This is a genomic window from Paraburkholderia sediminicola, assembly GCF_046026895.1.
In the GTDB taxonomy this organism is placed as follows: domain Bacteria; phylum Pseudomonadota; class Gammaproteobacteria; order Burkholderiales; family Burkholderiaceae; genus Paraburkholderia; species Paraburkholderia sediminicola_C.
Map to the genome: position 1 here is coordinate 22,250 of NZ_JAQQEU010000061.1, position 20,044 is coordinate 42,293.

General features: G+C 65.1%; 19 protein-coding genes. 10 read left to right on the top strand and 9 right to left on the bottom strand.

All coding sequences use genetic code 11. The features are described from left to right. Positions 1-308: 308 nt before the first annotated feature. Complete coding sequence (locus tag PQR02_RS30145) at positions 309-599, top strand: DUF1488 family protein (protein ID WP_149669197.1); 291 nt, start codon at positions 309-311, stop codon at positions 597-599. A 262-nt stretch (positions 600-861) separates the two neighbouring features. Here the strand turns inward: PQR02_RS30145 and PQR02_RS30150 are convergent, their stop codons facing one another. The 7 genes from PQR02_RS30150 to PQR02_RS30180 form a co-directional block, all read right to left on the bottom strand. Then, positions 862-1,047 (bottom strand): hypothetical protein, encoded by a 186-nt coding sequence (locus PQR02_RS30150; RefSeq protein ID WP_408240217.1) that lies wholly within the window; start codon positions 1,045-1,047, stop codon positions 862-864. 11 nt (positions 1,048-1,058) lie between these two features. Then, complete coding sequence (locus PQR02_RS30155; protein ID WP_408240219.1) at positions 1,059-2,360, bottom strand: NCS2 family permease; 1,302 nt, start codon at positions 2,358-2,360, stop codon at positions 1,059-1,061. A gap of 183 nt (positions 2,361-2,543) precedes the next feature. Beyond that, positions 2,544-3,041 (bottom strand): YaiI/YqxD family protein, encoded by a 498-nt coding sequence (locus PQR02_RS30160; RefSeq protein ID WP_408240222.1) that lies wholly within the window; start codon positions 3,039-3,041, stop codon positions 2,544-2,546. A 326-nt stretch (positions 3,042-3,367) separates the two neighbouring features. Further along, on the bottom strand, positions 3,368-3,628 hold the full coding sequence (locus PQR02_RS30165) for a DUF4148 domain-containing protein (RefSeq protein ID WP_408240225.1): 261 nt from the start codon (positions 3,626-3,628) through the stop codon (positions 3,368-3,370). A gap of 125 nt (positions 3,629-3,753) precedes the next feature. Next, positions 3,754-4,527: a slipin family protein gene (locus PQR02_RS30170; protein WP_408240228.1), complete on the bottom strand. Its 774-nt coding sequence runs from the start codon at positions 4,525-4,527 to the stop codon at positions 3,754-3,756. Continuing rightward, positions 4,524-6,116, bottom strand: a complete 1,593-nt coding sequence (locus PQR02_RS30175) for an NfeD family protein (protein WP_408240231.1) — start codon at positions 6,114-6,116, stop codon at positions 4,524-4,526. The genes PQR02_RS30170 and PQR02_RS30175 overlap by 4 nt, the downstream gene beginning before the upstream one ends. 83 nt (positions 6,117-6,199) lie before the next feature. Next, entirely contained in the window at positions 6,200-7,237 is a 1,038-nt protein-coding gene (locus tag PQR02_RS30180) for an AraC family transcriptional regulator (RefSeq protein ID WP_408240234.1), read from the bottom strand. Positions 7,238-7,453: 216 nt separating this feature from the next. On the opposite strand from PQR02_RS30180, the gene PQR02_RS30185 reads away from it, so the two are divergent. From PQR02_RS30185 to PQR02_RS30225, 9 genes are all read left to right on the top strand, one after another. Further along, positions 7,454-8,587, top strand: a complete 1,134-nt coding sequence (locus PQR02_RS30185) for an acyl-CoA dehydrogenase family protein (RefSeq protein WP_408240237.1) — start codon at positions 7,454-7,456, stop codon at positions 8,585-8,587. Positions 8,588-8,746: 159 nt separating this feature from the next. After that, the gene (locus PQR02_RS30190; protein WP_408240240.1) at positions 8,747-10,438 is read left to right on the top strand and encodes an AMP-binding protein; all 1,692 of its coding nucleotides are present in this window, start codon (positions 8,747-8,749) and stop codon (positions 10,436-10,438) included. A gap of 75 nt (positions 10,439-10,513) precedes the next feature. Continuing rightward, positions 10,514-12,055, top strand: a complete 1,542-nt coding sequence (locus tag PQR02_RS30195) for a CoA-acylating methylmalonate-semialdehyde dehydrogenase (RefSeq protein ID WP_408240243.1) — start codon at positions 10,514-10,516, stop codon at positions 12,053-12,055. 35 nt (positions 12,056-12,090) lie between these two features. Continuing rightward, the gene (gene mmsB / locus PQR02_RS30200; protein ID WP_408240246.1) at positions 12,091-12,993 is read left to right on the top strand and encodes a 3-hydroxyisobutyrate dehydrogenase; all 903 of its coding nucleotides are present in this window, start codon (positions 12,091-12,093) and stop codon (positions 12,991-12,993) included. Next, positions 12,993-13,838, top strand: a complete 846-nt coding sequence (locus PQR02_RS30205; RefSeq protein WP_408240273.1) for an enoyl-CoA hydratase — start codon at positions 12,993-12,995, stop codon at positions 13,836-13,838. Before mmsB ends, PQR02_RS30205 begins: the two co-directional genes overlap by 1 nt. Further along, entirely contained in the window at positions 13,835-14,983 is a 1,149-nt protein-coding gene (locus PQR02_RS30210) for an enoyl-CoA hydratase/isomerase family protein (RefSeq protein WP_408240249.1), read from the top strand. The genes PQR02_RS30205 and PQR02_RS30210 overlap by 4 nt, the downstream gene beginning before the upstream one ends. Before the next feature lie 392 nt (positions 14,984-15,375). Then, positions 15,376-15,558: a CsbD family protein gene (locus PQR02_RS30215; protein ID WP_408240252.1), complete on the top strand. Its 183-nt coding sequence runs from the start codon at positions 15,376-15,378 to the stop codon at positions 15,556-15,558. A 126-nt stretch (positions 15,559-15,684) separates the two neighbouring features. Then, entirely contained in the window at positions 15,685-15,930 is a 246-nt protein-coding gene (locus PQR02_RS30220) for a CsbD family protein (RefSeq protein ID WP_408240255.1), read from the top strand. Positions 15,931-16,125: 195 nt separating this feature from the next. Next, a complete protein-coding gene (locus tag PQR02_RS30225; protein WP_408240258.1) occupies positions 16,126-17,211 on the top strand; it encodes an AI-2E family transporter in 1,086 nt (361 codons plus the stop codon). 49 nt (positions 17,212-17,260) lie between these two features. Here PQR02_RS30225 and PQR02_RS30230 read toward each other — a convergent pair whose 3' ends face one another. Together PQR02_RS30230 and PQR02_RS30235 are read right to left on the bottom strand one after the other, a co-directional pair. Beyond that, entirely contained in the window at positions 17,261-18,403 is a 1,143-nt protein-coding gene (locus PQR02_RS30230; RefSeq protein WP_408240261.1) for an MFS transporter, read from the bottom strand. A 327-nt stretch (positions 18,404-18,730) separates the two neighbouring features. Further along, positions 18,731-19,183, bottom strand: coding sequence for a helix-turn-helix domain-containing protein (locus tag PQR02_RS30235; RefSeq protein WP_408240264.1), 453 nt, complete (start codon positions 19,181-19,183; stop codon positions 18,731-18,733). Between the last annotated feature and the right edge of the window lie 861 nt (positions 19,184-20,044).

Consider the following 20,044-nt stretch of genomic DNA (forward strand, 5'->3'; position numbering starts at 1 on the left):
TTACAGGACGAGACGCGCGCTGCGCGGCAGCAAAAACACCGAGGCCGCGCTTGCCGCACGCCGCAAAAAGACCCGTGGCGCACCAGAATCAGGCAAACAGCAAGGAAAACTTGCGCGGCGCCCGAACTCGTCTACAGTGAATCAATTCACCTCCGCGAGGCGCGAATCAGGCTGGCGCCGCAGCGGGGTGACGAGCCCGCGCCGTCAGCATTGGACAAGGAGGAGGGAGCTGCTGGCGCGATCGGATGCAACCTGCGCGCGCATCAACACGTTACCCATGCGCGGCACCCAACCTTCCAGGTGAACCCATGCAGATCCTATTCCCCAATGAAACTCCTGAATATTCAGGTCGCGAACTCACCTTGGCGTTCCCGGCGATGGTCGATGGGCAGAGGGTGGAATGCATGATTACGGCAGAAGCGCTCGAAGATCACTTCGGCGCCGCGTCTCCTCGTCTGGAGGACATGGTCGTCGCATTCGACACCCACCGGGCCCGCATCGAGGCCGCCACGCGCCGTCTGTTGTCGGAAACGCGGGCGCAGTGTCTCGTGCTCAGGAGCGGTTATGTGCGGTTCTACGAGGCGAACTGGCGTAACTGACTGACGGCGTTTCGTGCGTCTCACAGCGCTGGAACGCTTGTATGCCCGAACGGAGAAGCAAAGCCGCGCGAAACCACGGGTCGTCGAAACCTGAGCGCGGCGCGAGCCGTTCAAACCGGCTGCGGCAACTTCGCGTAGCCGTCGTTCGTGGTCCTGCCTGCTGGTGTCTTGTGCGCGGTACATCAAGGAAACGTGTTCACTGCAGACGCTTCAGGCGCTGCGTGAGTGCGCGCGCCTGTGGTGCCAGCAAATTCAGCGCGCCTCAGAATATCCGCCGCAACGTCGGGTCCTTGAACACCACGTGATGTGCGATCGCCGACAGCGCATGCTGGTCGATCACCCCATGGAACACATTGCCGAGCCATTCATGCGCGTCCTTGAGCAAGGGCCGCGCGATGGAATCGGAGCCGATCAGCGTGAACCAGGCCAGCGCGAACCACTGGATCATAGTCGTCGCGCTTATTCGCTGCCGAGGTAGAAGTAGCGGAACAGGAAAATCGCCGCGATGATCCACACCACCAGCTTCACCTTGCGCGCCTGGCCGGTCAGCAGCTTCAGCCCCGCATACGAGATGAAGCCGAACGCGACGCCGTTGGCGATCGAATAGGTGAACGGCATCAGCAGCGCGGTGAGCGCGGCCGGCACGACTTCGGTGGCGTCGTCCCAGGGCAGGTCGACCATTTCGCGCAACATCAGGCACGACACGTACAGCAGCGCCGGCGCGGTCGCGTAGCCGGGCACATCGGCCGCAAGCGGCGCGAAAAAGAGCGCCGCGAAAAACAGCACGGCCACCGTGATCGCCGTGGCGCCGGTGCGCCCGCCGGCTTGCACCCCCGACGCGCTTTCGATGTACGCGGTGGTCGACGACGTGCCGAGCATCGATCCGGCCAGGATCGCGGTGCTGTCCGCGAGCAGCGCGCGGTTCAGCCGGTGCATCTTGCCTTCGACCAGCAGCCCCGCGCGATTGGCGACGCCCATCAGCGTGCCGGTCGCATCGAACAGTTCGACGAGGAAGAACACCAGCACCACGTTAAGGATGCCGGTGGAGAGCGCCGCGCGAATGTCGAGCTGGAACAGCGTCGGTGCGATGGACGGCGGCGCGGAAACGATGCCGTGGAACTGATTGCCGCCGAAGAAAAAGCTCAGCACCGTCACGCCGACAATGCCGATCAGGATCGCGCCGCGCACCCGCAGATAGTCGAGTGTGACGATCGCGAAGAAGCCGATGATCGCGAGGATCGCGTGCGGGTTGTGCAGATCGCCGAGCGTGACGAGCGTGGCCGGATTGCCGACCACGATGCCGGCCGACTTCAGCGAGATGATCGCGAGGAACAGACCGATGCCGCCGGTGATGGCAATGCGTATCGAGTGCGGGATGCCTTTGACGATCACTTCGCGCACGCGAAACAGCGTGACGATCAGGAACAGGCACCCGGAGATGAACACCGCGCCGAGCGCCGCCTGCCAGGTGAAGCCGAGCCCCTTGACGACGGTGTACGCGAAGTACGCGTTCAGGCCCATGCCCGGCGCGAGCGCGATCGGGTAGTTCGCGTACAGACCCATGATCAGCGAAGCCAGCGCGGCCACGATGCAGGTTGCGACGAACACCGCTTCCTTCGGCATGCCGGCATCGCCGAGAATCGCCGGATTGACGAAGATGATGTAGGCCATCGTCAGGAAGGTGGTCAGGCCGGCGAGCACTTCGGTGCGCAGGTTGGTGCCGGCGGCGTCGAAGCCGAAGTAGCGACTTATCGAGTCCATGAGGTGGGTCTCTCGTTGTTCAGAAAGCGGTTCTTGTGTGGAGGCGGGTGAAGCGCAGCGGTCCGGCGCGGTGGCGCGCCGTTAGACGAGGCGCCGGGGGCCATGGGCGCGGGGCTACGGGCGGATTGTAATCATGAATGGCGGCCGCGCGCGGTGTCGCGTGCCGGCACCGCCCGCAAAGGCTTATGACGCGGGAGGTTCGTCCGGAGAGTGTGGCGCCGGCGCATCAGAACGCGCCGGCTGGCGCGCCAGCCAGCGATCCAGCTCGCCCGCGAAGCTCTTGCTGTCGCGCGGACTGAAGGCGGCCGGGCCGCCCGTGTCGACGCCGCTGCTGCGCAACTGGTCGAGCATCGAGCGCATGCGCAGCCGTTCTTCGATCGTGCCCGGCGTGTACCAGTTGCCGCGCGGGTCGAGCGCCTGCGCGTTCTTCGCGAGCACGGCGGCGGCTAGCGGGATATCGGCGGTGATCACGAGGTCGCCGGCGGCGACGCGTTCGGCGATCAGGTCGTCGGCGGCGTCGAAGCCGGCCGGCACCTGGATCGCGCGGATCAACGGCGACGGCGGCACGCGCAGATACGTGTTGGCGACCAGCGTCAGCGGCATGCCGGTGCGGCGCGCGGCGCGATACAGCATGTCCTTGATCACGACGGGACAGGCGTCGGCATCAACCCAGATTGGCATCGTTCGGATTCCGGCAGCGGGGAGTGTGGAAGGGGCGAGATGATACCTTGCCTGCGCGTGGGGCGATGGTGCAAGGGGATTCGGAAGGGCGATGAAGGAGGCAGCCGCAGAGGGGCACCGGCATGCGGCGAAGGCGGCGAAAAGCAAGGGCAACCGGTGAAGAAGCAGCAACAGGCGGAGTTGAAACCCTGACAAGCACACACCGCCCCCGGGCCTGCCGACAATACGCAGGCCGCGAACAGCCCGAACGGCATGCCGGACCGCTTTCACCCGCGACCATTGCAGTCACGAGCAGCCCGGCAGCACGCCGCGAGTTGCGGCGTGCGTTACTGGGTCGTCATGTCGCCCGCTTGCTGCGCACGCCGCGCCGCGACGATGCGGCCCGCGCGCTGCGCATTTTCCGGGTAGTCGATCCAGTCGAGCGGATCATAGCCGGCGGCGCGCCACTCGATCAGGTCGGCTCTGACCTGGGCACGCGTTTTCGGCGCCGACGGGTCATAAGGCCCCGCCTGCGTCTGCGCGAACGCGGTACTGACCGTCACGGCGGCCAACAGCGCGCCGAGTCCAACGTGAGAAAACATTTTCATGATGAGCTCCTGTGGAGCGGTTAAAGCAACGCGGGGATTCTGGTTTTCAGTCCCATTTCGAGTAAGGCTATGGAAGGCAATGCACCATTTCATTTTGCGACTCAAAGCACGCAAGTCCGGCGGGTTCATGGGGACGCCGGTTTGCCGAAGCGATCCAGTACTGCGCTCAGCAGATCGATCGGCAGCGGAAACACGATCGTCGAATTCTTGTCGGCGGCGATCGTCGTGAGGGTTTGCAGGTAGCGCAACTGCATCGCCTGCGGCTGCCGGGCGAGCGTTTGCGCCGCTTCCAGCAGATGCTGCGAGGCCTGCAGTTCGCCCTCGGCGTGTATCACCTTGGCGCGGCGCTCGCGCTCAGCTTCGGCCTGGCGGGCAATCGCGCGGATCATCGTTTCGTTGATGTCCACGTGCTTGATCTCGACGATCGATACCTTGATGCCCCACGCGTCGGTCTGCGAATCGAGCACTTTCTGGATGTCGGCGTTCAGCTGCTCGCGCTCGGCCAGCAGTTCGTCGAGCTCGTGCTTGCCCAGCACCGCGCGCAGCGTCGTCTGCGAAAGCTGGCTGGTCGCCTCGAAGTAGCGCGCCACCTGGATCACCGCTTTCTCCGGATCGACCACGCGGAAGTACACCACCGCGTTGACCTTCACCGACACGTTGTCGCGCGTGATCACGTCCTGCGGCGGCACATCGAACACGACAGTGCGTAAATCCATCCGCACCGCTTGCTGCACGACCGGGATGATCAGCACGAGGCCGGGGCCCTTGACCTTCCAGAAGCGCCCGAGCATGAACACCACGCCACGTTCGTACTCCCGAAAAATCCGCACCGACGAAGCAATCAGCGCGGCCGCCAGCAGAATCAGAATGCTGCTGAAGCCGAATGTGAAACCGATCATGAGCGTTCTCCTTGTATGGCCTCGCCGGCCGCGACGGGCACCACGGTCAGCGTCAGTCCGAGCCGCGCGGTCACGCGCACCGGCTGGCCGGCCGCGACGGGCGCCGCGCTGGACACCCGCCAGCGCTCGCCTTGCACGCGCGCCCAGCCTTCCGGCGCGCCGCCCGGCGTCGCGTGCTCAGGCGCGAGACCGCCGTCGAGCACCACGCCGATGCTGCCGATCAACCCTTCCGAGCCGGTCACCACGGGCCGGCGCCGCGCGCGCAGCGCGAGCCTCGACACCCCGAGCACGAACACCACGCTGAACACGACGACGGCGGCGATCAGCGGCAGCGGGATACCGTAGCCGGGCACGTCGGTGTCCATCAGCATCAAGGCGCCGATCACGAACGCGACCACTCCGCCGAAACCGAGCGAGCCGAAGGTCGGCAGGAACGCCTCGCCGATCAGGAAGGCGATGCCGAGAAAGATCAGCCCGAGGCCGACGTAGCTGACTGGCAGCATCTGCATCGCGAACAGGCCCAGCAACAGGCTGATCGCGCCGACCACGCCGGGCAGCACGAAGCCCGGATTGGCGAATTCGAAGAACAGGCCGTACATGCCCAGCATCAGCAGCACCAGCGCGACGCTGGGATCGGTGATGACCGTGAGGAACCGGCTGCGCCAGTCGGCTTCGAGCGTGACGAGCGGCGCGTGCGCGGTGTGCAGCGTGCCGGTGCCATTGCTCGTCGTGAACGTGCGGCCGTCGACCTGGCGCAACAGGTCGGGCACGTCGCGCGCGACCAGGTCGACGACGTGCTGCGCGAGCGCGTCTTGCGCCGACAGGCTGACGGCTTCGCGCACCGCGCGATCGGCCCAGCCGGCATTGCGCCCGCGCATCTGCGCGAGGCCGTGGATGTAGGCGGCCGCGTCCTGGACCTGCTTGCGCAGTTCGGTCGATTGGGTGTCCAGCGGCAGTGCGTTGGCGGCTTCGCTTGCAGAAGCGGTGGAGGCGGCGGAGGCGGACGGGCTCGGTGCACCAGCCCCCGGCAACCCATGTGTACCCGCAGGGGACCCCGGCAACCCCGGTGCCCCGCCGCCGGCGGGTGGCTCGGCCCCGCCGATCCCCATCTGCACCGGTGTCGCCGCGCCGAGATTGGTGCCCGGCGCCATCGCCGCGATATGGCTTGCGTAGATGATGTACGTACCGGCGCTCGCCGCGCGTGCGCCGCTCGGCGCGATGAAGGTGGCGACCGGCACCGGCGAGCCGAGTATCGCCTTGATGATCTGCCGCATCGAGGTATCCAGGCCGCCGGGCGTGTCGAGTTGCAGCACCGCGAGTTGCGCGTGCCCATCGACCGCGCGTTGCAGGCCGCGCACGATGAAGTCCGCGCTGCCCGGACCGATCGCGCCGTTCACCGGAATCACCACGACGCTATTGCGCACGAGCGCGGCGTACAGCGGCGGCGCCCATTCGCACGACGCGAAGCCGAACGCCAAAAGCACGCCCAGCGCGGCGACGCCGCGCATCAACCGGCCCACGACGCCGCCGCGGATAAGCGGCGTGCGCGAACCAGACTGCCGGAACGGGAGACGTGGATACGTGCTCATCGCTGACGGCCGCCGCGCCCAGCCGACAGGTATCGGCGAGCGCGGGCCGATATCCTGGAGAAGGCTGGCCTGCCGCTTACAGCTTAGTCCGATTCCGCGCGCTGCGTGAAATCCGCGCGCGCCGGCCGGTAGTCGGTCGGACGCATGCCGGTCCACTTGCGAAACGCGCGATGAAACGCGCTGGGCTCCGCAAAGCCCACGGCCGTCGCGATGTCGGCGATCGTGCGATCGGTGCCCTGCAATTCGCCGATCGCGATGTCGCGCCGCAGGTCGTCCTTGATCGACTGGTACGTATAGCCTTCCTGTTTCAGGCGCCGCCGCATCGTCGCTTCGGCGACGTGCAGGCGGGCGGCCATCTGATCGGCGGCGGGCCAGCCGGACATCGGCAGCGCGCGCAGCGTCTTGCGCACGCGCGCCGCGAGCGAGCCCGCATTGCGATACTTGACGATGAAGCTGCCGGGCGCATCGCGCAGGAACGGCTTGACCGACTTGGTCGTCTGGATCACCGGCAGATCGAGAAAGGCCGGTGCGAGATCGACATACGACTCGGCCTGATCGAACGTCATGTGGTCGCAGAACATCAGCCGGTACTCATGCGCGGCGGGCGGCTCGGCGCAGCGAAAGCGCGCCTCGAGCAACGGTATGCGCCGCCCGACTAGCCAGCACAGCAGACCGTACACGAGGATGAACCAGGTCGCATAGGCGAACATGGCCGGCGCCTTCGCGCCTTCGCGTTCGACGAATCTGAGCCGCACGCGCTGCGCGCTCGCATCGATCTGCGCGCCGAGGTCGTCGAGCACGAGGCGCATGAAGCCGACCGCGCGCGCGAGCGCCTGCGCGCCGTTGCGCGCGGTCAGCGCCGTTTGCGTCATCGCGATGAAGCTGCCGCTTTTCATGCGATGCGAGTCCTGGCCGAAGAACTCGTCGTCCAGCGCGCGCGCAATGCCGGCCCACAATGCGCCGTATTGCGCCGAGGACACCCGGCTCTTCGGCGAGCCCAGCATCGGCGCCGCGATGCCCGCGGCTTCGGCGAGCGGCAGCGCATCCAGGCCGCGCGCGCGGGCGAGCGCCAGGGTCTGCTCGACCATGCTGACGGAAATCGTGCCCTTGTCGGTTTTCATAGAGGTCCGGTTGATCTGGCAAAAGCGCTCAGCATTTTCCCTAGGGCGATTCGCCAAGCCTTTGAAATAGCGGTTCTATTTGGTGTTCCAAGGCATGAATATGGCAAATGCGCTCAGGCAGAATGATCGGGCCGAGCATCGGAACTGTCCAGTGGCTTGCCTATAGTTGGCATTAACCGATCGCCGCCATCCGACGCACAGCACAGGACCCACCCCATGGACAGCTTCTACACCGACGAGCAACGGATGATCCGCGACGCCGCGCGCGAGTTCGCCACCGAACGGCTCGCGCCGCACGCGGCGCAATGGGACCGCGACGCGCAGCTGCCCGCCGACGTCGTCACGCAGATGGGCGAACTCGGCTTTCTCGGCATGATCGTGCCGCCGGAGTGGGGCGGCTCGTACACCGACTACGTCGCCTATGCGCTTGCGCTCGAAGAGATCGCCGCCGGCTGCGCCGCGTGCGCGACGCTGATGAGCGTGCACAACTCGGTCGGCTGCGGGCCGATCCTCAACTTCGGCAGCGCCGCGCAAAAAGACCGCTACCTGCACGACCTCGCGACCGGCCGGCTGATCGGCGCGTTCTGCCTGACCGAGCCGCAGGCCGGCTCCGAGGCGAACAATCTGCGTTCGCGCGCGGTGCCGCGCGACGGCCAGTGGATTCTCAACGGCAGCAAGCAGTTCGTCACCAACGGCGCGCGCGCCGACCTCGCGATCGTCTTCGCGGTCACCGATCCGGAGCGCGGCAAGCGCGGCCTGTCTGCGTTCATCGTGCCGACCAGCACGCCGGGCTTCAACGTCGGCAAGCCGGAGCACAAGCTCGGCATTCGCGCGTCCGACACCTGCCCGATTTCATTCGACGACTGTGCGGTGCCCGAAGCCAATCTGCTCGGCGAGCCGGGCGAGGGCTTGCGCATCGCGCTGTCGAATCTCGAAGGCGGGCGCATCGGCATCGCCGCGCAGGCGGTCGGCATCGCGCGGGCCGCGTTCGATGCCGCGCGCCGCTATGCGAACGAGCGCGTGCAATTCGGCAAGGCGCTCAAGGACCATCAGACCATCGCCAACATGCTCGCCGACATGGCCACGCGCCTGAACGCCGCGCGTCTGCTCGTGCATCACGCGGCGCGGCTGCGTTCGGCGGGGCGGCCGTGCTTGTCGGAGGCGTCGCAGGCGAAGCTGTTCGCGTCGGAACTGGCAGAGCAAATCTGTTCGAACGCGATTCAGATTCACGGCGGTTATGGGTATCTGGAGGACTACGCGGTGGAGCGCCACTACCGCGACGCGCGCATCACGCAGATTTACGAAGGAACGAGTGAGGTGCAACGGATGGTGATTGCCCGTCATGTTTGAACGCCAACTGGACAGGCGTTTGAGCGCAAAATAGCTTGCCCGGCGGCCCGTGACCAACATGAGCGGAACGCTGGCAGTGGCACGAGGCGAAGCATCAGCGAAACAAAAAAGCAAAGCGCTTACCGTAAGACGCTAAAGCGCCCCCGACAGGAGACGACGATGACTGCAACGAAAAGCTTCTTCGACGCGCGCGATCTGTTATTGCGCCATCGCGCCGACTACGACCGCGCATACCGCGAATTCACGTGGCCGCAGCTCGGCGAGTTCAACTGGGCGCTCGACTATTTCGACGTGATCGCGCGCGAGAACCACAATCCCGCACTATGGATCGTCGACGATCCCGCCAGCGACGGCCTGCGTTTGTCGTACGCGCAGATGTCCGAACGCTCGGCGCGCATGGCGAACTTTCTGCGCGCATCGGGCGTGGGCCGCGGCGACCATGTGCTCCTGATGCTGCCGAACCGCGTCGAACTGTGGGACGTGATGCTCGCGGCGATGAAGCTCGGCGCGATCGTGCTGCCCGCCACCACCCAGCTTTGCGCCGACGACGTGCGCGACCGTGTGCAGATCGGCGGCGCGAAGTTCGCCGTGGTCGACAGCGCGGAGCTGGCCAAGTTCGATACGCTCGACGTGCCGCTCACGCGCTTCTCGGTCGGCGCACCGCGCGACGGCTGGATCGATCTGGCGGCCGCCTACGACGCGTCGCCGCAATTCACGCCCGACGGCACCACACGCGCAACCGACACGCTGCTGCTGTACTTCACGTCGGGCACCACATCGAAGCCCAAGCTCGTCGAGCATACGCATCAGAGCTATCCGGTCGGCCATCTGTCCACGATGTACTGGATCGGGCTGCAGCCGAACGACATCCATTGGAACATCAGCTCGCCGGGCTGGGCCAAGCACGCGTGGAGCTGCTTCTTCGCGCCTTGGAACGCGCAGGCCTGCGTGTTCGTGTTCAACTTCGCGCGCTTCGTGCCGAAAGACACGCTGAACGCGCTGGTGCGTTTCAACGTCACCACGCTGTGCGCGCCGCCGACCGTGTGGCGCATGCTCGTGCAGGAGCCGCTCGCGGATTATCCGGTCAAGCTGCGCGAGATCGTCGGCGCGGGCGAGCCGCTGAATCCGGAGGTCATCGAGCGCGTCAGGCACGCGTGGGGCATCACGATTCGCGACGGCTTCGGCCAGACCGAGACCACCTGCCAGATCGGCAACTCGCCGGGACAGCCGGTCGTCGCCGGTTCGATGGGGCGCCCGCTGCCGGGCTACCGGATCGAACTGCTCGACGCCGACGATCAACCCGTGACCGAAGGTGAAATCGCGCTGCCGCTCGCCGAGCGTCCGCTCGGTTTGATGACCGGCTACGCGAACAACGCCGGCGCGACGGCGCAAGCCATGCGCAACGGCTTCTACCGCACGTCCGATGTCGCCATGCGGCGCGATGACGGCTACTACGTGTATGTCGGGCGCGCCGACGACGTCTTCAAATCGTCCGATTACCGGTTGAGTCCGTTCGAACTCGAAAGCGTGCTGATCGAACACGAGGCGATCGGCGAAGCCGCCGTGGTGCCGAGCGCCGACGCGCTGCGTCTGTCGGTGCCCAAAGCGTTTGTCACCGTGCGCCAGGGCTACCAGGCCGGACCCGAACTCGCGCGCGCTGTCTTCGCGTTCTCGCGCGAGAAACTCGCGCCGTATAAGCGGATTCGCCGTCTGCAATTCAGCGAGTTGCCGAAAACCATCTCCGGCAAGATCCGCCGCGTCGAATTGCGGCGCCGCGAAATGGAGCGCGCCGCCGAGCCCGCGCGTCTGCCGGACGAGTATTGGGAAGAGGACTTTCCGGAGTTGCGTTGATTATTTTTGTTCGCCCCCATCCCCGTTGTCACCATGATTCTCAGGCCGCCGCGGCCCACGCACAGGAGTTTCAGCATGAGCGCAATTGCTTCGAACCACGCCGGGCGCATCGCCGCCGACGCCGTCGCCACCGTCAAGCTGCTGATCAACGGCGAGTTCGTCGAATCGAAGACCGGTGAATGGCGCGACATCGTCAATCCCGCCACGCAGGAAGTGCTGGCGCGCGTGCCGTTCGCCACCACCGACGAAGTCAACGAAGCGATCCGCAGCGCGCACGCCGCGTTCAGGACCTGGAAGGACACGCCGATCGGCGCGCGCATGCGCATCATGCTGAAGTACCAGGCGTTGATCCGCGAGCACATGCCGCGCATCGCGAAGACCTTGAGCACGGAGCAGGGCAAGACGATTCCCGATGCCGAAGGCGACATCTTCCGCGGACTCGAAGTGGTGGAACACGCGTGCTCGATCGGCACGTTGCAGCAGGGTGAATTCGCGGAGAACGTCGCGGGCGGCGTGGACACCTACACGCTGCGCCAGCCGCTCGGCGTCTGCGCGGGCATCACGCCATTCAACTTCCCCGCGATGATCCCGCTGTGGATGTTCCCGATGGCGATCGTCTGCGGCAATACCTTCGTGCTCAAGCCGTCGGAGCAGGACCCGCTGTCGACGATGCAGCTGGTCGAACTCGCGCTCGAAGCCGGCGTGCCGAAGGGCGTGCTGAACGTGGTGCACGGCGGCAAGGACGTGGTCGACATGCTCTGCACGCACGAGCTGGTCAAGGCGGTTTCGTTCGTCGGGTCGACGGCGGTCGGCACGCACGTGTACCGCCTCGGCAGCGAGCACGGCAAGCGCGTGCAGTCGATGATGGGCGCGAAGAATCACGCGGTGGTGCTGCCCGACGCGAACCGCGAGCAGACCCTGAACGCGCTGGCCGGCGCCGGCTTCGGCGCGGCCGGGCAGCGCTGCATGGCGACTTCCGTGGTGGTGCTGGTGGGCGCCGCGCAGCAATGGCTGCCCGAACTCGTCGCGAAAGCGAAGACGCTCAAGGTCAACGCGGGCAACGAACCGGGTACCGACATCGGCCCGGTGGTCTCGCGCGCGGCGAAGCAACGCATTCTCGGTCTGATCGAAGCGGGCGTTAAGGAAGGCGCCACGCTCGCGCTCGACGGCCGCGACGTGAAGGTGCCCGGCTACGAGCAGGGCAATTTCATCGGCCCGACGATCTTCACCGACGTCACCACCGAAATGGAAATCTACCGCACCGAAATTTTCGGCCCCGTGCTGCAAGTGCTGAACGTTGCAACGCTCGACGACGCGATCGCGCTCGTCAATCGCAATCCGTTCGGCAACGGCGTCGGCCTCTTCACGCAGAGCGGCGCGGCGGCGCGCAAATTCCAGAGCGAGATCGACATCGGCCAGGTCGGCATCAACATTCCGATTCCGGTGCCGGTGCCGTTTTTCAGCTTCACCGGCTCGCGCGGCTCGAAGCTCGGCGACCTCGGCCCCTATGGCAAACAGGTCGTGCAGTTCTACACGCAGACCAAGACGGTCACGGCGCGCTGGTTCGACGACGACACCGTCAACGACGGCGTCAACACGACGATCAGCCTGCGCTGAACGCGACCCGAGCGCACGGAAACGGAGACGACATCATGAAAATAGGCTTTATCGGACTCGGCAACATGGGCGCGCCGATGGCGCGCAACCTGCTGAAAGCGGGCCACGCGGTCAACGTATTCGACCTCAGCGCGCAAGCCGTGCAGGGGCTCGTCGATGCGGGCGCGAAGGCGGCCGGCTCGCCGAAAGCGGCCGTGACCGACGTGGAATGCGTGATTACGATGCTGCCGGCAGCCGCGCATGTGCGCAGCGTGCTGAGTGCGGAAGACGGCGTGTTCTCGGGTATCGCGAAGGGCGTGACGATCATCGATTCGAGCACGATCGATCCCGCCAGCGTGAAGGCCTTCGCCGAACTCGCGGCGCAGCATGGCAACAGCTTCGTCGATGCGCCGGTATCGGGCGGCACCGGCGGTGCGGCGGCGGGCACGCTGACCTTCATGGTCGGCGGCAGTGCGAGCGCGTATGAACAGGTCAAGCCGGTGTTGTCGGCGATGGGCAAGAACATCGTGCATTGCGGCGACACCGGCACTGGCCAGGTCGCGAAGATCTGCAACAACCTCGTGCTCGGCATCACGATGGCGGGCGTGGCCGAGGCGATGTCGCTCGGCGAGGCGCTCGGCATCGACGCGAAAGTGCTGGGCGGCATCATCAATACATCGACGGGGCGCTGCTGGAGTTCGGACACGTATAACCCGATGCCCGGCGTGATCGACACCGCACCGTCGACGCGCGGCTACACCGGCGGATTCGGCACCGACCTGATGCTCAAGGACCTCGGTCTCGCCACCGACGCCGCGCGCGGCGCACGCCAGCCCGTCTATCTCGGCGCGCTCGCGCAGCAGCTTTATCAGACCATGAGCACGAAAGGCGCGGGACGTCTGGACTTTTCGGCGGTCATCAAGCTTTATCGTAACGAGGCCAAGGGGGGCGACGCGTGATGATCGAACTCGACTACGCACACGACGGCGCCGTTGCGCTGCTCACGCTCAAGCGGCCGCCCGCGAACGCGTGCACGCCTGAGGGCTTGCTGCAATTGCAGCAGAGCGTCGAACGGCTGAACGGCGAGCCGCGCGTGCGGGCGATCGTGATCACCGGCGATGGGCGGAAGTTTTTCAGCGCGGGCGCCGATCTGAACACGTTCGCCGACGGCGATCGCGAAGTCGCGCGCACCGCGGCGGCGCGCTTCGGCGCGGCGTTCGAGACGTTGCAGAATGCGCGGCCGGTGGTGATCGCGGCGATCAACGGTTATGCGATGGGCGGCGGACTGGAGTGCGCGCTCGTGTGCGATATCCGCATCGCCGAACCGCATGCGTTGCTGGCGCTGCCCGAGACCGCGGTCGGCCTGCTGCCTTGCGGGTGCGGCACGCAGACGCTGCCATGGCTGGTCGGCGAAGGCTGGGCCAAGCGCATCATCCTCACCGGCGAGCGGGTCGATGCGGCGACCGCGCTGCGCATCGGTCTGGTCGAAGAGGTGGTGGATCGGGGCGCGGCGCGCGATGCCGCGCTGACCATGGCCGCGCGCGTCGCGGGTCTGAGCCCGCAAGCGGTTGGCTTCAGCAAGACGCTGATTCATCAGGCGCGCAACGGCGTGCCTCGCTCGGCGGCCCTGGCGCTGGAACGCGAACGCTTCGTCGATCTGTTCGACGGCGCGGATCAGCGTGAAGGGGTCAACGCATTCCTCGAAAAGCGCAAGCCGCGCTGGCAAGCGGCGCAGCTTCAACCGGCGGAATCGGCTGCTCCCATGGGTCATGCCGCCCGCTTCCCGGCACAGGCCAGCTCATGAGCACCTCGCAAAGCGTCGCGCTCGAAACGGGCACGCAAGCGCAGCGCGAGATTCTGTTTCGCGTCGTCAACCGCGTCGCGATCATCACGCTAAACCGGCCGGCCGCGCTCAACGCGCTCTCGCACGCGATGGTGCGCGAACTCGCCGTGCTGATCGAGCATTGCCGCCACGACAGCGGCATCGTCGCGCTGGTGCTGAAAGGCGCCGGAACGAAGGGATTTTGCGCCGGCGGCGACGTGCGCGAAGTGCACCGGCTGGCGAAGAGCGGCGATCACCGCTGGCTTGCGTTCTTCGTCGATGAATACCGGCTCGACTACGCGCTGCACACGTTTCCAAAACCGGTGGTCGCGCTGCTCGACGGGATCGCGATGGGCGGCGGCATGGGGCTGGGTCAGGCGGCGCGGCTGCGCATCGTCACGGAGCGCAGCAGGATCGCGATGCCGGAGACGCGCATCGGCTTTCTGCCGGACGTCGGCGCAACGCGTTTTCTCGGTGTGATGCCGGCCGAGGTCGAGCTGTATGTCGGGCTGACCGGCGCGACACTGTCGGGCGCCGACGCGTTGCGCCTGCAACTGGCCGATCTGTGCGTGCCGGCCGACTGGCTCGCGAGCTTCGAGGAACGGTTGCAGCGCATGTCGCACGACGGTGATCTGATGGCCGCCTTGCGCGGCGTGTTCGAGCCGCCGTGCAACATCATCCCGCACGCGGCGCTGGCCGCGTTCACGCAGTTGATACTCAGGCATTTCGACCGGCGTTCGGGCGTCGAGAGGATCGCCGCGACCTTGCGCCACGACCTGGAGCGCGAGCCGTCGCGCGAGGTGAGGCAGTGGCTGCAAGCGACTTGCGACGCCATCACCGGCCACTCGCCGACGATGCTGTGCGTCACGCGCGAGGCGCTATTGCGCGGCCGGCAGATGACCTTGGCGGAATGCTTCAGGATGGAACTGGGCATCGTCAAACGGGTGATCGAGGAGGGCGACTTCTGCGAAGGGGTGAGGGCGCAGTTGATCGATAAGGATCAAAAGGCTCGCTGGGCGCCCGCGACGCTTGCGGAAGTGCGGGCCGAACGGGTCAGGCATTTTCTGGCCTCGCCGTGGAAGAGCGACGGGCATCCGCTCGCGGGGTTGGGGGTGGAGCAGGGGTGAGGTAGTGCGGGTTGTCCTCAGCGGGGTGTCCGCAGCCGCGCGTGTTGGCGGCGGGCATTCCTTGCAAAATGATGTGAAGAATTCCGTTGGTGGCATCCCGGAGAAAGGCGCGAGCAATCGCGCCTTTTTTTGCATTTTGCGTAATTCCTGCCGGGCGGAACGGGTGTCGCGCGAATCCGTGTCCTGTGCCGGTGCCGGTTTGCCTGCCAATCGTTCATCCGGCCCGATACATGGATATCACCGCGCGAGTTCGGCCGGGAACGAAGCGTGCTTAAGCAGTTGGGTTGTTCCAAAGCGGATCGCATGAAGCGAAGCGATCGACGAAACGACGCATGGCGGACATGCGGCGCTGGCGTCATCAGTTTGAAACTCAACCGTCTTAGGAAAGCGTGATGGACAAAAATCGTGTCGAAGGTGCAGCGAAGCAGCTGAAGGGCTCCGTCAAGGAGGCGATGGGCAAGGTCACGGGCAATCGCGTGAAGCAGGCCGAAGGGGCCGCTGAAAGGCTGGCCGGCACCCTGCAGGCGAAACTCGGCGAGTCCGCCGATGCCCTGCGCGGCCGCGTGAAAAGGTAGCGATCGGCTCGCCGATCGTCGCGGCATGGTCGCGGCACTCAACATCAATGTGCATGATGCAAAGCGAAAACGCACGAAGCGCCGGTCACCACCCGCGCGAGCGTGCTCACCTCTTCAAGGACAATCATGGCGAATTCAAACCAGTTCGACGGTACCGTCAATGAAGCGGCCGGCAAGGTGCAGGACGCGCTCGGCGGCCTGACCGGCGATCTCGGCTTGCAGGCCGAAGGCAAGCTCCGGCAGCAAGCCGGCCAGACGCAGGCAAAATACGGCGACAGCGTCGACCAGATTGCCGAAGCGACGCGCAATGATCCGCTCGGTGCGTTGCTGATCGCGGCCGGCGTGGGCTTTCTGCTCGGCAAGCTGTTGTAAATTCTTCGCGGGTCGCGCTGCAGGTGCGGTTGCGGCCACTCCGGCTGCGGCCCCGGCAGTAAAAGGTCAAGTGCTCCGGCGAGCCCGCCAGCAAAATTCGGCACGCGTCTCCAGCCTTGCGGCTGCCTCTTAACCGGTCCGATGTCCCCGTGCGTTCGAGGTGTCGGATCTCATCGTCTACTGCGAGGAAGCTTCATGCTGGGATTCGATGTCTGCACGGCCAGGAAAGTCTGGACCGCGTCCCTGATCGCGCTGGTGTTCTTCGTGATCTATGTCGCGTCGTCCACGGTGCTGGTGGTGGTGTTCGCGGTGTTCTTCAGCTATCTGATCTATCCGATGGTCGAACTCGTCGAGCGCGTCAGGCCGCGCCGCGTGCCGCGGGTGGCGTCGATTGCGCTGGTGTTTGTGGTGGTCGTCGCGGTCATCGCGGTGGTCGGCTCAATCTTCGGCGTGCAGTTGCAGGATCAGGCCACGCATCTGCTCGCGCAACTGCCCGGGTTGATGAAGTCCGATGTGCCCAGCCGTTTCCCCTTGCCGCATTTTCTCGAACCGTTGCGCGAACGGATCGTGGATTTCGTGCGCAGCCAGATCGAGACCGGTTCCGACAAAGCGGTGCCGGTGGCGCGCAGCGTCGGCCTCGGCGTGGTGCACGCGGCCGGCAATCTGATCTATCTGGTGCTGGTGCCGATTCTGAGCTTTCTGCTGATCAAGGAAGGCCCGCAGATGCGCGACGCACTCCTCGAACTGCTGACGAAGCGCCACCGCACGTTGTGGGCGGAGATCGTCACCGACCTGAACGTGCTGTTGTCGAAATACGTGCGGGCTTTGCTGTTTTTGTCGCTGGCGACGCTGATCTGCTATGGCGTCGTGTTTTCGCTGCTCGGCGTGCCCTACGCGTTTCTGCTCGCGGTCAGCGCGGGTTTGCTGGAATTCGTGCCGTTCGCCGGGCCGCTCGCCGCGGTCGCCATCACGCTGGTGGTCGCGGTGTTCAGCGGCTATGCGCATCTGCTCGGACTGGTGATTTTTATCGGACTGTACCGGCTGTTTCAGGACTACGTGCTCAATCCGTATCTGATGAGCGAAGGGGTCGAGGTGAGTCCGTTTCTCGTGATCGTCGGGCTGCTGGCAGGGGATCAGCTTGGCGGCGTCGCGGGGATTTTTCTCGCGGTGCCGGTGATCGCGACGTTGAAGATCATTCTTGGCAGAGCCAGGGTTTTTTACGCGAGCTCGCATGAGGAAGGCGAAACCGCGCGCCGTGCGTTGACCGGGAAAACCGACTGACGCATGCGACGCGCGCCGCTTCCCCAAACGCGCCGCCCGTCACACCGATTCAACTTTCGCCGACCACGTCGCTGCGCAGCACTTGCGCCGGCGGCGGTTCGCGCCGCGCTCCCCGCACACGCGACACCCAAAAAACACCCACCATCGCGACGGCGACCGCGACCCATCCGACTGTCCCATAGCCGACGATTCGTCCGCCCGGCGAATTGCCGAGCATCAATCCGCCGATCCACGCACCGCAGCCGGTGCCCAACGCCTGCAGCGCGCTGTTCGCGCTGAGAAACGCGCCGCGCCGCGCGGGTTCGGGCACGGTGGTGAGCAGCGCCTGCATCGGCACCATCCGTCCGGACATCAGCACCATGAAGCACGGAAAAAACATCACCATGCCGTAGAACGGCAGATCCGGCAGATGCGTGATGAACAGCACGGGCAGGAACGACAACAGCGTCGCGATCCGGAATACGCGCTGCGAGCCGAAGCGGTCGGCCAGTTTGCCGACCTGGCGCGCGGTGAAGAACGTCGCCGCGCCGCCCGCCATGTACAGCCACGAAAGCTGTTGTGGCGCGACGCCGTGATTGGCGACCAGCATCGGGGAAATGAACGGAATCACCAGCATGTGCGCGATCATCATCATGAAGGTGAGGGCGAACGCATTCAGATGACGCGGGTTGCTCAGAACGGCCCCCAAATCGGGCAGCACTTCGGCAGGCCTCGGCTGACGGCGGTTCAGATGCTCGGCGAGCGACGGCACCAGTCGCGAGCCCGCCATCCACACCAGCAGCGACAGCACCACCAGCAGGAAGAACGGCGCCGCCCAGTTGAAGCGCGCGCCGAGCATCACGCCGGCCGGCACGCCCGCAATCGCCGCGAGCGAGAACGCGGTCATGATCGTGCCGGTCGTGGCGCCGCGGCGCTGCACCGGAATCACGTCGCCGACGATCGCCATGATCACCGAGCCGAGCACGCCGCCGGTGATGCCCGCGAACGCCCGCGCGGCCAGCAGCAGCGCAAAGCTGTTGGCGAGCGCGCACGCGAGGTTCGACAGCGCGAACAGCGCATACACGCACAGCAGCAGACGGCGCCGGTCGAAGCGGTCGATATAGGTCGCGGCGAACAGCCGCGAGAGCCCCGAACACCACGAATATGCCGACACCGCCGTCGCGAACGCGGCCGGTGTTGGTCCGGGAACCATAAATCTTTAACTTGGGCAGCAGAAAAGTGCCGATTCTTCATCTTTTTTGCTGTGTTTTTTGAACTGGCTTTGGCCAGCAGTCAGCAGATAAGTCGGTAATATTGGTGAAAGGAATATTACTTACAGAGGGACGTTGCGGAGCGGATTGGTAGCCAGCGCGGCAGGGACAGAGTCGATTCCAGCAGACTTCAGATAACTCAGGGAAATCGTTTGTGCTGCACTGTCGGACCCTCTCCCATCAAGCCCTGCAACAGCAATGGCTCGATCGAGGGGCAAAGCCTTGGAGGATGTTCGCGACAAAGCTTGGATCCCAGCGAACACCCAGCGCTATACGAGCATCTGCCAGCTTTCTACCTGAAGCGCCTGAGCAAGCGCATCCAGCGTGTCCAGCGTTACCGTGATCTTCTTGCTTTCGATTTTGTAAACATAGTTCCGTACGAGGCCGGCGGCTGCGGCAGTTTCCTCTTGGGCGAGACCAAGCCGTGAGCGGAGCTTTTTCAGATTCTGTGCGACCAGTTCGTCTAGCGAGCGCTCGCTGTAGCCAACCGCGGAGCGGCTTGAGGAAGGCGCCAAGAGAAGGCAGGGATCGATATCCAGCGCGATTGCCAGTCGGTTGACCGTGTCTAGTCGGACGTTGACAGCCTTCGTTTCGATATTCGGAACGGTGTTCCGTCCCAGCCCGGCGGCGCGAGCGAGCTCCACCTGTGAGACGCCAAGGCGCGTCCGGTGGTTTTCGACGTTTTGTGCAAACAGGGCTCGGGCTGGTATGACGGCTAGCATAGAGCCCAAGACTCTATTTAAGTGTCACATCTTCGTCTACATCCAAAAACGGTGCATCCAAATATTGTGTATTTAAGGCGGAGGTGGCGGTGGAAATCATCTTCGATGTCGCTCATGGGGAGCGGGCGCCGACCACCACTTCGAATTCGATTTCCCGTAATAAAGCATTCCAACAATCATCGAGCGGACTCTGGTAAGCGCCCGGTCGTTTGGTCAGGACCTTTATCGATACGCGTGCGGTATTACCGATAGGTTTGTCGCGGCACGAAGTCGGTGCTGGAATATGTGGATTTTTGGTAGCCGGTACTTAAGCGGAGGAGCGCGAGCCTTATCAAGACGCTATAGCGGTCGTGGCCGGTCTCGCTGAAGTATTGAGCGGAAGAGTGCTGTGTCTCGCACCACGGGGACTTGAACTTCGACACATCCCATGAGGTGGACTTCGTCCCGGCGCGTCTACCGGCTGAGGCTTCACCCTGACCTGAGCGGTTCCGCGCGGGCTAGCCGTTGGGACGCTTGGCAGAGGGCTGGGGCCGTTGCAATCAACTAAACAGCCATCGGCCGATTTAAACAGCGCGAGCCCTTTTTAACCAATCGTGCCGATTGACCTGAACACCTTAAAAGGCTGTGCTTTTTGCCTCGCTATACGAAGAGTGCTGCGAGTAAGCAACCGGGCAATTCCCAAAGGGGAGGGGGCTTCGCTCAACGGCAATGCGACTGTACGGACAGCCGTCGTTCAGTTTCGGCTCCATTGCGGTTCCGGCTGGCGAATTGCTCACGATTCGCCTCCAGTTGGGTTCGGTGCAGGTCTATTGGCTCGCTGACGTGAGCGACCCCGAGGTTTGGGCAGCCATCGACACGTGG